Annotated in this window: 10 protein-coding genes; 1 reads left to right on the plus strand and 9 read right to left on the minus strand. The window is 42.4% G+C overall.

Annotated features, from left to right (window positions below; translation table 11 throughout):
• Window positions 1-68 precede the first annotated feature (68 nt).
• Window positions 69-692, plus strand: a complete 624-nt coding sequence (locus AAEU31_RS17005; protein ID WP_421967827.1) for a toast rack family protein — start codon at window positions 69-71, stop codon at window positions 690-692.
• An 8-nt stretch (window positions 693-700) separates the two neighbouring features.
• On the opposite strand, the gene AAEU31_RS17010 is transcribed toward AAEU31_RS17005, so the two are convergent.
• From AAEU31_RS17010 to AAEU31_RS17050, 9 genes are all read right to left on the minus strand, one after another.
• The gene (locus AAEU31_RS17010; protein ID WP_421967828.1) at window positions 701-2,452 is read right to left on the minus strand and encodes a hybrid sensor histidine kinase/response regulator; all 1,752 of its coding nucleotides are present in this window, start codon (window positions 2,450-2,452) and stop codon (window positions 701-703) included.
• A 97-nt stretch (window positions 2,453-2,549) separates the two neighbouring features.
• Window positions 2,550-4,886 carry a fatty acid cis/trans isomerase gene (locus AAEU31_RS17015; protein WP_421967829.1) on the minus strand — a complete coding sequence of 779 codons (2,337 nt, stop codon included), beginning with the start codon at window positions 4,884-4,886 and terminating at the stop codon, window positions 2,550-2,552.
• Window positions 4,883-5,263, minus strand: a complete 381-nt coding sequence (locus AAEU31_RS17020; RefSeq protein WP_135922798.1) for a hypothetical protein — start codon at window positions 5,261-5,263, stop codon at window positions 4,883-4,885. Before AAEU31_RS17020 ends, AAEU31_RS17015 begins: the two co-directional genes overlap by 4 nt.
• Window positions 5,264-5,401: 138 nt before the next feature.
• Window positions 5,402-6,067, minus strand: a complete 666-nt coding sequence (locus AAEU31_RS17025) for an SDR family oxidoreductase (RefSeq protein WP_235383207.1) — start codon at window positions 6,065-6,067, stop codon at window positions 5,402-5,404.
• Window positions 6,068-6,184: 117 nt separating this feature from the next.
• Window positions 6,185-6,979 (minus strand): VOC family protein, encoded by a 795-nt coding sequence (locus tag AAEU31_RS17030; protein WP_138558003.1) that lies wholly within the window; start codon window positions 6,977-6,979, stop codon window positions 6,185-6,187.
• A gap of 185 nt (window positions 6,980-7,164) precedes the next feature.
• A complete protein-coding gene (locus AAEU31_RS17035; protein ID WP_421967830.1) occupies window positions 7,165-7,881 on the minus strand; it encodes a hypothetical protein in 717 nt (238 codons plus the stop codon).
• A gap of 71 nt (window positions 7,882-7,952) precedes the next feature.
• Window positions 7,953-9,752 carry an alkaline phosphatase gene (locus tag AAEU31_RS17040; RefSeq protein ID WP_421967831.1) on the minus strand — a complete coding sequence of 600 codons (1,800 nt, stop codon included), beginning with the start codon at window positions 9,750-9,752 and terminating at the stop codon, window positions 7,953-7,955.
• A gap of 11 nt (window positions 9,753-9,763) precedes the next feature.
• Window positions 9,764-11,353 carry an alkaline phosphatase gene (locus tag AAEU31_RS17045; protein ID WP_138558976.1) on the minus strand — a complete coding sequence of 530 codons (1,590 nt, stop codon included), beginning with the start codon at window positions 11,351-11,353 and terminating at the stop codon, window positions 9,764-9,766.
• Window positions 11,354-11,832: 479 nt separating this feature from the next.
• The coding region (locus AAEU31_RS17050) for an EF-Tu C-terminal domain-related protein (protein ID WP_498049592.1) at window positions 11,833-11,954 on the minus strand (122 nt) is incomplete at its 5' end.

The raw sequence follows: 11,954 nt of genomic DNA on the forward strand, positions 1-11,954 counted from the left end.
AATCGTTTAAACCTTTTTTGAGCATAGCTGCGACTAAGGTATAAAAGGTCATCAACAGGAAACAGACAATGAAAAAATTACTTTATGTAGCAGCTATTGGCTTAGCACTAACAACAACATACGCAATGGCGAAAGATTCACGTGAATTAAATCATAACTTCGCAGTGAGTGGTGCAAGCCAGCTTGAAATTGATTTTCCAGTAGGCAGCTTAGAAGTAGAAAACTATGGCGGCAGCGAAGTGGTCGTTACTGTCCGTATTGAGCCTAAAAATGATAAAGGTTGGTTTGGATCTGAGGTTGATTTATCTGATATCGAATTAAGCCATTCACAAAGCGCAGGATCGTTGAACTTAAAACTAGATAACGATGACATTCAACAAAGCTGGTATGTAAAAATGCCGAAGTCAATGGCCATTGATGTTGAGCTGGGTGTTGGTGATATTGAAATTAACGACGCTAGCAACTCGGTAGATATTGAGCTAGGCGTAGGTGCCGTTCGAATTGATAGTGCGCTTGACGACTATAAACGTATTGAACTCGATACGGGCGTTGGCGATACCAAAATTCGTGGCTTAAAAAATGATGCAAACACTAGTCGTAAAGTTGTCAGCTCTCACTCAAGCTACCGTGGTAATGGTCAATATGCTATTGACGTTGAAGTGGGTGTCGGCGACATCAAAGTAACTAACTAAATACCGGTTTATCCCTGTGAGCTCTCGGTAAATAAAATACTGAGGGCTTTTTCGACCGAGTCAGCAGAAATCGGTTTATATACGTGTAAATTAGCCCCTAGTTCATATACTCGTTGTAAATCATCATTAGAGGTGTTCGCTGTCACAACCAAGATTGGGGTTTGCTGTCCTTGCTCATTACGAATGATATCTATCGCTTTAAAACCATCCATTACGGGCATATTTAGGTCCATAAAAATTACATCATACTGAGTATGCAAGGCCATATCTGTGGCGATTAAACCATTTTCAGCAACGTCAAAACTGTAGTTAAAATGCTTAAGTATGCGACCTAGTATCGTGGCATTAAGAGGATTATCCTCAACAATTAAGCAGTTTAAAGCACCTGGCAACTTTGCAGACTGTTCTGTGCCCGGTGAACTTACGAAGTTAAGATTTATAACCACTTTGGCGCCTTGTGGCTGCGCATTAAAAAATTGAATGTCGCCATTTAATGCTTTAACAATGTGCTTGACTCGCAGTAGCCCTGTTTTTAAGCCTTGAAAATGTTGCTCAGTTCTATTTTCATTATCTTGTATATCTGAGGGTAATTCGTCAAACCCCTTACCATTATCTTGCACTTCTAATAGCAGGCGTTGCTTGCCTTGATTAGTCGCTGTAATTGCTATTCGCCCTTGCACCGGCGTAAATTTAACCGCGTTATTTATCAATTCAGCAACGACTTGTTGTAACCGCGGATGATCAGTAATGAATTCGCTATTAAGCGAATCAGATAAACTGACGCTTAGAGTAATCTTTTTCTCGTGACAAGCGTATTCATAGGGTGCAATCGCTTGTTTTAATGTTTCTAACAAGTTGCCTTGGTCAAGTTTAGGTTGCCACTGGCCTGTGGTCATTTCTTGTAAATCAAGCAACTCATCTAACATCACCACCAAGCGATTAGCACAATATAGTGCTTGTTGCTGAGCCAGCTTTTGCTCTTCTTTAATATCAAGAGACTCTATGGATGCTGTTAATCCTTGTAAAGGTGTTCTAAATTCATGACTAGTGCGAGCAATAAAACGCTCTCTCGTTTTATTTGCCTGTTCTGCATAATCTTTTTGTTCTTTATAACTTGTAAGTGCTTTTGTGATTAGATTCTCCATTGGTTTAAAAACAAATAGTAACTCAATGAGTAGTAATACCATTGCAATAACCCAAAACATCATTTCGAGAACGGCAAGTAGTGTGACCTTATGCACTGACTTTTGCTCCAAGAGCTTTACGGCTTGATCTAATTTTGTAAGTAAGGCTTCAAGCTGATTACTGGCAAATAGTGAGCTGTCTATTTCTAAATAATTTTCGCGGCTATTGAGAAGTAACTGGGCTTTACTGATGTAGCGTTTAACGTGGGCATCAAGAGCTGTGGGCGGTAAGAAGTAGTGAGCCTGTAATGATTCGTTTAGATAAATATAATCACCTTCACTATCTTGCTGAATTAAAAACTGGTGACCTGCAATAAACTGATCGACCGCCTGCTCTAGCAATCGACGATGTTGTTGCTGAAAGCTATCAGCTTCATGATAAATTAACGCATTACCGTAAAGAGCTATCTTTTGCGAAAGCATGCGCTGTTTACCTGCAATGTTAATCACTTTCGCATCTCCCTTTTGCACATACAAAAGGGTTTGGATCAACGCCGCTGAAGTTGATATCAAAATTGCTATCGCTAACAATCCGAAGCGATATCTTCTGCGTATATCTGTGACTAACTTAAACATGTTTTACTCGTTTATTTTTAGAGTAATTGTAGATCATATAATGCAATAAAGCCCACTCAAGGTGGGCTTTAAATATCAGCTAAATAGGTAAATTAATTTACCTATTTTCAAGTCGGTTATAATCAAACAAACCAAATTCGACGCCGCGATACTCTTTCGCTACACGATGTAAAATATCGCTGTATTGCCAAAACTGTGGATGCGTGCGACGAATAGCAAACTCACTTTTTAGCTCTCTGTAGGCAGCTTCATCTGTTATTTTTGCAAGCCCAGATGCAAAAGCAGCAACCTGTTGTTCATTGTGTAAATACCAAATTGCTTCTGGGTAATCACCTATAAATCCAGGCACAATTGTTACGGTATCTTCATCATAAGCACGCTGACCTTCTTCATTCAATAAGCTCGAGATATTGTAATGAGCATTATGGTGGATCAAGGTGTAGGCTTTATGTTTATCACCGCTGTCTTTGACCAACACAAACGAAATTTGTGGCAGCAAGTTAACTGCTTTAACAGGAAGATCGTTAATTTTCGCCAGTGGTTCAGGCACTTTCGTATAGTCATAGCGAGGACTCAAAATTGGTTTGAGCTTCTCTTTGAGCATATTATAAAGTTCAGACTGTTGATCTGCGGTTTTATATTCTATGCCTGTAGGCTGACTAAACGACAACTCATCTTCAAAGAAACTCGTTAGGCTAGGTGGCGATTTACGATACCACTGTGCTTTAATTTCTTTACGTTTAGCTTCTGGTAATAATGCAAGGTAGTTTGCTTCACCTTCTAAGCGTAAAAAGTCCATATACAAACGAGTTAATAACTGATGACCAATGTTGCCATACACATCAAAACCCGCCACCAGCAAATAATGAATACGTTCAAATAACGCGTAGTCGAGTATCCAAGTGGTCTTTGGCTCTTGACCTATCCACCCTTTAACAACCGTTGCGCTATCGAAATGACGAAATACCGTCAGCGCTGCATTTTGGTTATGACCATCACCTTGCCAAAGTAAATCGGTTGTGAGGTGCTGACCGTTGGCAAACATCTTATTTGCCAGTGCAACTTTGGCAGACAAGTATTTGTTTTGGCGTTTTGAATACTTCACCCAGCTAGAAATCGGCAAAGCATTACTTTCTTCTTCTGCAGGCAAGGCTAGCGCATCTTCATGTTGTAACAACATTTCACCGACTTTCGGTGTCGCCGCCATTTCAGGCTTCGCAAAACCTACCCAGAACTGATCGTTAATCACGTTTAACGCAATTTGACCACGACAAACAGGCCCTTTAATAAAGCCCATAATAATAAGCTCAGCTTCATCAAGCATAAATTGATAACGCGAGTTTACTGGAATTGCAGCAAAGGCTTTAAACGGGTTTGATGCCACTTCAGGCTTATAACTTGGTAGCTTGTTTACTTGATAATCAGCTTCAATAAATTGTGAATGTAAGCGTGCAAGCTTTTCGTCATTTAATGCTAAAGGTAAATGTGTTTTCGCTAAAATAGTCGAACGGTCATGCATTAAACGATAATAAACTCGCTCAACTTTAGGGTCTTCATATGGGCGACGGGTGCTAATGTGTTTGATCTCTTCACCCGGCGGCGTCGAAGAGCGCACCAACTTAAAGTAGCTATGTTTATCGCCATGCTCAGGGAAATAAATATGCGCTAAGTACCAGTGTTCATAAATATAGCGAGCGGCAAGCTGATGCTTTAAACCATCTTGATTTAAGAATGCTTCCCAGCGTTCAACTTGTTTTAGTACGTCCTTTTCAGGAGGATCGATATGAGCAAGATAGCCGCCTTTTCTAAGCCACTTAGCCAGATGCTGAAACTCTTCAGTTGAAATACCAGGCAACCCATAAGGCATACCGCTGTGCGGGTTATCCTTAGCAAATGAGTCAAACTCACTCATTGTGGTACATGTTTGCTCACGATCGAGTGAAAAATCAAACTCATCGCCTAAAATAGCTTGCTTAGGCAATGGGCTACTTTGCTTAAGCACTAAGGCATTGTAAAGCACGCTTCCGGTAAGGTTTGCCTCTGCTGTTTGGATTCTTTCATTGAGTACTGGAGTGAAACCTTTCTCACGCCACTGAGCGGTCGTTGTCGCATCAAATAGTAAGCGACTAGGCTCTTGCGCTAATAATCGTGTGCCGTCATAAACACGCTCTTTACTCAAACCACGGTCGATACCTTCTACAGAAGATAGCTTGAGCTGACACGGTGCGTCATAACAGCCATGACACACCACACAACGAGTATCAAGAACAGGCTTTACATCATTTAAAAACTCAGCCCCTTCTAAGGTTGATGCAGCAACAACACGCTCTCTTGGTTGCTCTTCACCAAACAATTTATCATAGTGTGCTGCACCTAAATAAGCACAGCCACTTAACAGAATGAGACCAAATACGGTAGTGAGGAGTTTTCTCATCCTTCCTCCTCGATATCTTCAATGTCATCACCTAAATCGAAGGTTGGCATCATATCTACTTGCGGCGACACAAAGGTTTGGTCGTTGTCGCAGCTAAGCATAGCGCTTAATAGTGGCCCACGAACTAAACTCAGTTGCGCGCTGTGCTCACCATCAATTAATACTTGATAATCATCATTTAACGCTTCAAGACGGTATTCATTAATGGCAATTGCGACACTGCTATCAACAGCTGGGTTTTGGCAAAGCTGTGCGAGTAACTCTTCGCTAAGTGTTACATGTAATAATAAATCTGGAGATTCGATATCGCGGCTGTGAAGATTTTCATCGAAATAAAAAAGTGGAAGGGTTAAATCGCTATTTTGCTCTAATTCCATGTGCTTTTCTCTACATCAAAATGACTTTCAATTGTACGAGTATAGCAAACTATAAGTTCAATAATTAGCGAAAGTTATCAGCCGTTAGCAGCTTAATCACTACTAACTAGCTGAAGATAAAAAAAGCAGAAAAAACAACTACCAAGGTAGCGTTTCGCCATTTGAATGCCAAAACCCACCAGTGTTGCTTAGGTTTAATTCATCAATACGCTTAATGAGCCGCTCTGCCGCAGTTTCGGGGCTTATGTCGCCGGCAAAATTAACCATTTGCGTTTGTACAAAGCCCGGATGAAATAACCCTACTGCAATTTCTTTCTCTTTTAGCTCATGGGCCAAACTAACACTGGCGGCATTAAGTGCTGCTTTTGACATCCGATAGCCAATGTAACCGCCCGAGCTATTATCTGCAATTGAGCCCATGCGAGATGTGATCATCGCCACTTTGGCATCAATACCTAAGCTTTGCAGTAATGCATGAGTAATGCGAATTGGTGCGATACTGTTAACGCTGATTTGCTTTTCGATGGCAGCAAAGTCCATGTCAGCTAATGTTTCGTTATGAAAAATACCGGCGTTATTAACCAAAATATCAATTTTGTCGCCGTGTAAGTAGTTGGCAAGTGTTGCAACATCATCGGCGTTAGATACATCAATGTCGCTAATAATTTTTACATCGAGTGCTTGTAACTCTTCGCTTGGAGTGCGAACTACTGCACTAACACGGTAACCTTGAGCTAAATACTGTTTACAAAAATTAAGGCCAATACCTTTATTGGCCCCTGTAACCACCACATGCTTAGTCATCAATCTGCTCCTTAGTTGGCTTTTCTATACCCAAACCACCTCAAGGTGCGAGTTTCTGTATCTTCAGGTGGTTTGAGTATATATATACCTTGGGACAGATTGGCAAAAACCAAGGGCTTAAGTTAATTCATCAATGGTTGACTTAAGAATGGAAAATACGGCCCCTTGGGGATCAGTAATAACACTAAAGCGTCCAACATCTGGGATGTCTGTTGCTGGCACACAAATAGCCCCATTAAGCTGCGTTGCTTTGGCAACTGCCTGATCGCAATCTGCTACCGCAAAATACGGCATCCAATGAGATGGAATGTCATCGGGCCATTCGTTGGTCATTTCAAGCATGCCTGCAATCGGTTGCTCATCGATGGTAAATAAGGTGTAGTCCATGCCCTCCATGGGTTTCACCTCAAACTGCCACCCAAATAACTGACAATAAAAGTCGCGACTTTTTTGCATGTCTTTCGACACAAGCTCAAACCAGTAAGGCAGGTTTAGCTCTTGCACTCGTTTAGCCCCGATATGCTCACCCGCTTGCCATAAGGCAAATGTTGCACCGCCCGGTTCTTGCAGCATCACCATGCGGCCTGCTGTCATTACATCATGTGGCCCTGCCAAAACCGTTGCACCTAATGATTTTGCAAGCTCTGTGCTTTGGTCAACATCATCAACAGCAATATATAATAACCAATGGGTTGGCATCTCGCTCATACTTGCTGGCAGTTGATACATAGCGGCAATATCATCACCTTGCTTTTGCAGCATGGTGTAATACATATCTTCGCCTATTGGCTGATCGTCAAAACCCCAGTCAAAAAGTTGCGTATAAAATTGCTTTGCAGCTTGCCAGTCTTTCGCGCATAACTCGGCCCAACAGAAAGTACCTGCTGGGTGTTTTGTATTTATTTTTGTCATGGCTGTTCCTCCTTGGTTAAACTTAAGCAACAATCGCAAAATTTACCAATCAAACCAAACAATAGTTGTGGTATTTCGTTGAAGTACGTAATTTTGCCTTAGCTAAAACAGACAATGAACAGCGCTAGCAACGCTAAGTTACAGAGACAAAAATGCCGCTAAAAAAGCGGCATTGCAATAATTAATTAGTGATGATGGCCATGCTCACCTTTGAGCTGATTACCTTGCGCATCATAAAAACCGCTCGCACCATGTTCAACAAAACCTTGGTTAATCATTTTGGCTAAAAATGGATCGCTTTCATTATCACCGATATCTGCGTAATCGGTTGTTTGATAGTTATCCCATTTCGCAAACTCTGCCTGCACATTTTGTTGATTATGATTGCTGGCTGTTAACACAATCTCTCGGCTATAGCTGGGTGTTGAAATTCGAAGTGATTTTAGTAATTTTTGATTAGCAAGCCAGCTTAGCTCTACTTTGCTTTGGCCTTGCTGCTGGGTGTAATACTCTGTTAGCTCACAACCTTCACCGGTGCTTTTTTGGTGCGTCATAGAGGCTAAAAATTTATCGCTTACTAACTGATATTTGCTACTCCAATCTTGCTCACCTTGAACTTCAGATGGTTGATACTCAATACCACGCTGTGCGTCTTGGAAGTAACGAATTGGGCGAACTTGTTGATTACGTAACTGTTGCCACAGCTCAATAAACTGTGGATTTTGCTTAGCCACCTGATGTGGTGTACGCCAAAGTGTAAAAGTATTTTCAGTCTGCTGCTTATTAGCAACAATAGCTGTAGTGACTTTGTAGTCAGCTTGCGTGTAACCTGTGTTCATATCGCATTGCCCAGCAACGGCTAATGGGCTTAGTAATGAGGCAATTAAGATAGCTACTTTCACGGGATTCTCTTTATATTTGATTGTTAATTAACTGATTAAGTCAGGGAGGCTCAAAGCCTCCCAATAACTCATTACTGTGCTAATTTAGCATCGGCTTGCTTAACAAGGTCGGCGGCATAATCCATCACGTGGAAAATAAGGCTTTGCTCATTAGTACCTGTTACTAAATGTGCACCTGGGCCCACTGCATACACGCCCACATCTTCTGCTGCATGTGTTTCAGAACCAAGTGGTACAACAGCTTCTTGATGGAAGCCTGGTGTGGTTGTATCAACATCAGTTAAATCAACACGACCGGTCACTGGCGCAAAGTCATAACCTACATCAGCATCTGTTTCGTCACCTAAGTCGCGGAAACCGCCACCATTGGTATAACCAACGGTTGTGTATGGCATGTTATCTGCGGCAAGTGATGGCTCATCACTACCAACTGGTACCACTTTACCTAAGATTGGGTTACCACGTTTTGGGTAGCCTGCAATGGTAAATACGTGGCTGTGGTCAGCTGTTACGATGATTAACGTGTCTTCGATGCTGGTTTTATCAAGAGCAACTTGTACAGCTTTTGATAACTCAACAGTATCGCTCAATGCATTATAGGCATTACCTGCGTGGTGAGCATGGTCAATACGTCCTGCTTCAACAGTTAAGAAGAAGCCTTTGTCGTTGTTATCTAATACATCAATTGCTTTTGCTGTCATTTCAGAAAGTGACGGCTCACCCGCTACGTCGTTCGCGCGATCTGCTTCGTATTGCATGTGAGTTTCATTAAATAAACCAAATACACGTTCAGTCGTATCAGTATTGATTGCATCAAAACCGGCTTGGTCCATCACATACTGACCTGCAGGATATTTAGCTTTCCATTCAGCTGTTAGGTCGCGACCATCCGTACGGTCACCTTCTACCGAGCTCACTGCATCGGCTGAGTTATAAGCTGCATCTTTAGGTAAGAAATGACGACGACCGCCGCCCATCACAACTTCTAAGCCATCAACATCTAGGCCTTCGTAACGAGCTTCGAGGTTTGCTTCAAAGTTAACTAATTGCGATGCAATATCTTCACAACCTGCTGCCACTGCTGCTTCTGGCATATCAGATACGTCTTCCCAGTTACGGTCAGCCGATTTTGCATACGTTGCTGCAGGCGTTGCGTGAGTGATACGCGCTGTAGATACAATACCTGTCGACTTACCCGCGATCTCTGCCAGCTCAGTGGCAGTAACTAGCTCATTACCCGCAACCGTTGCACAGTTACCGCGTTCGATATTTTCATCTACACCAATCACACCTGCATCAGTTTTTACACCTGACGCCATTGCCGTCATCGTACCCGCTGAATCTGGTGTTTGTGCGTCAACGTTATAGGTTTTAGCAAAACCAGAGAATGGTAGTTTTTCAAAGCTAAGTTGGTGCTCTTCACCCAACTTACCTTCTAGCTGACCTGCCATAATACGCGCAGCTGTTACGGTCGAAATACCCATGCCGTCACCAACAAATAGAATCACGTTTTTCGCTTTACCTGACTCTTTTACAACTGCAGCAATATTTTCTTCGCTAGTAGCAACTTTAACTTGTGCTGACTTAAACCAGTCATTGTCAGTCAGTGGCGCTAATTGCGATGCAGTTAACGAGGTTGCCGGTGCATTACATGACACTGTTGTATCAGTTACTTCTGCTGAGTCTAGCTCACCATTATCGTTGCTATCTGCACCTGTTAGGGTTTCTGTACCACCGTTTACACACTGCTCAGAACCAACCGCTAGAGTATTTTCAACAGTCAGTGTTTTTGTTGAGCTTTTATCGTCATCATCAGAGCAGCCTGCTAATGCCACTACTACAGCAAGAGAAATTAAATTTAGTTTTTTCATCGTCGTCGCCATTATTCTTCAATTAGTTCTAGAGCTTGGTTAATGATGTGGAAAATTACGTTTTGCTCCACAACGCCTTGTGCTAGTTGCGCACCGGGACCTTTTGCATGCAGTGAAATATCTTCACCTGCGTGGGTCTCTGAACCTAATGGCACTGTTGCTTCTTGGTGATAACCAGGTGCAGTTGTATCAACCCCCGTTAAATCAACACGACCTGCAAATGGAGCCTCGTTGTAAGATACTTCCGCATTGGTTTCATCACCTAAATCGCGAAAGCCTAAACCATTGGCGTAACCAACGGTGGTGTATGGCATACCATCTGCTGCTAGGCTTGGTTCTTCACTGCCAACGGCTACTACTTTACCTAAAATTGGGTTACCACGTTTTGGATAGCCTGCAATAGTGAATACGTGACTGTGGTCAGCTGTTACTAGGATAAGTGTTTCTTCAGGGTTAGTATTTTCAACTGCTGTTTGCACCGCTTTAGCAAATTCAACAGTATCGCTTAGTGCATTAAAAGCGTTGCCCGCATGGTGACCATGGTCGATACGACCCGACTCAACCGTTAAGAAAAAGCCTTTTTCGTTGTTCTTTAAGATATCAATTGCTTTGCCAGTCATTGCAGATAATGACGGCTCCCCCGCTACATCGTTAGCGCGGTCTGCTTCGTATTGCATGTGTGATTCATTGAATAATGCAAATACACGCTTGGTATCAGCATTGAGCGTATCGAAGCCAGCTTGGTCCATTACGTACTTGCCATCAGGATACATTTCTTGCCATTCAGCAGTTAGATCACGCTCATCCGTACGGTCACCTTCGACTTCACTCACTGCATCAGCTGAGTTGAATGCCGCATCTTTCGGTAAGAAGTGACGACGACCACCGCCCATCACCACTTCAAGGCCGTCTACATCAGTACCTACGAAGCGTGCTTCAAGGTTCTTCTCGAAATTAACAAGTTGTGAGGCAATGTCTTCACAACCTGCTTCTACTGCATCAGCAGGCATATCAGATACGTCTTCCCAGTTACGGTCAGCTGATTTTGCATAGGTTGCAGCTGGTGTTGCGTGGGTGATACGGGCTGTTGAAATAACGCCTGTTGCTAGACCTTTGATTTCTGCAAGTTCCGTAGCAGTGATTAATTCATTACCTGCAACTGTTGCACACTTGCCACGCTCAATGTTTTCGTTAACACCAATTACACCTACATCAGTTTTAACGCCAGAAATAATCGCTGTCATTGTGCCTGCAGAGTCAGGTGTTTGCGCATCAACGTTGTAGGTTTTGATTTGCGCCGAGTAAGGGAACTCTTCAAAGCTTAATAAGCCTTCTTCACCCGACTTACCTTCCATTTGACCTGCCATGATACGTGACGCAGTTAGCGTTGAGATACCCATACCATCGCCAACAAATAGAATGACATTTTTAGCTTTAAACGTTTGCTCAGCCTGAGCTGCCGCTTCTTTTTTTGTTAATGTAGCTTCAGCGGCACTATACCAATCATTTTGTTTTTGACTGTCTGGTAACACACCTGCATTGGCCGTCGCTGACAATGCCAACGTTAAACCAATTGCAGTCGCAATTTTATTAATTTTCATCGTTACGTTCCGTTAGTACGTTATTTTTAAGAGTTTGGAGCTAATTAAGCTGCGCTTGGTTAATTAGCGCAGCCATCCTATGAGTGTTTTGTTACTGAAAAAGTGACTTTTCATGACAAAATGATGAAACCAAAAAAAGCAGCGCAAGAAGGTAAGTAATTAGTTTTAGTGGAAATAAATAGGCTAGTTGCTAGATATGAGTTAGCGAATTTGCGAGGGTAAATTTAAAGGGGCGAGGTCAAGCCTAATCAGAGCAAAGGTTATTTGAGTTGATAAAAGAGCAGGTTTATATGGATTGTGTTGGGTTTCGCTTCGCTCAAACCAACCTACCCGAACAATGAACAGGGTAAATCCGAGTGAATACACTCAACTAAACAACCATATCGATCTAATCTGACGGCTGATAGCTTTTCTACAGGCATTAAAAAAGGCCGCCTAGGGCGACCTTTTTATAAGCTGTGAAGCTCTATCTGTTGATATTACTCAACGATAGATGCAACAACACCAGCACCAACTGTACGGCCACCTTCACGGATAGCGAAGCGTAAACCTTCGTCCATCGCGATTGGGCAGATTAACTCTACAGTCATCTTGATGTTGT

The organism is Pseudoalteromonas thalassia, assembly GCF_049257215.1.
Lineage (GTDB): Bacteria > Pseudomonadota > Gammaproteobacteria > Enterobacterales > Alteromonadaceae > Pseudoalteromonas > Pseudoalteromonas lipolytica_C.

What these genes read in the sequence shown, in the direction of transcription:
- AAEU31_RS17025 (WP_235383207.1), bottom strand. Translation starts at nt 6,067, where the DNA reads ATGACTAAGCATGTGGTGGTTACAGGGGCCAATAAAGGTATTGGCCTT.
- AAEU31_RS17030 (WP_138558003.1), bottom strand. Translation starts at nt 6,979, where the DNA reads ATGACAAAAATAAATACAAAACACCCAGCAGGTACTTTCTGTTGGGCC.
- AAEU31_RS17045 (WP_138558976.1), bottom strand. Translation starts at nt 11,353, where the DNA reads ATGAAAATTAATAAAATTGCGACTGCAATTGGTTTAACGTTGGCATTG.
- AAEU31_RS17020 (WP_135922798.1), bottom strand. Translation starts at nt 5,263, where the DNA reads ATGGAATTAGAGCAAAATAGCGATTTAACCCTTCCACTTTTTTATTTC.
- AAEU31_RS17005 (WP_421967827.1), top strand. Translation starts at nt 69, where the DNA reads ATGAAAAAATTACTTTATGTAGCAGCTATTGGCTTAGCACTAACAACA.
- AAEU31_RS17040 (WP_421967831.1), bottom strand. Translation starts at nt 9,752, where the DNA reads ATGAAAAAACTAAATTTAATTTCTCTTGCTGTAGTAGTGGCATTAGCA.
- AAEU31_RS17015 (WP_421967829.1), bottom strand. Translation starts at nt 4,886, where the DNA reads ATGAGAAAACTCCTCACTACCGTATTTGGTCTCATTCTGTTAAGTGGC.
- AAEU31_RS17010 (WP_421967828.1), bottom strand. Translation starts at nt 2,452, where the DNA reads ATGTTTAAGTTAGTCACAGATATACGCAGAAGATATCGCTTCGGATTG.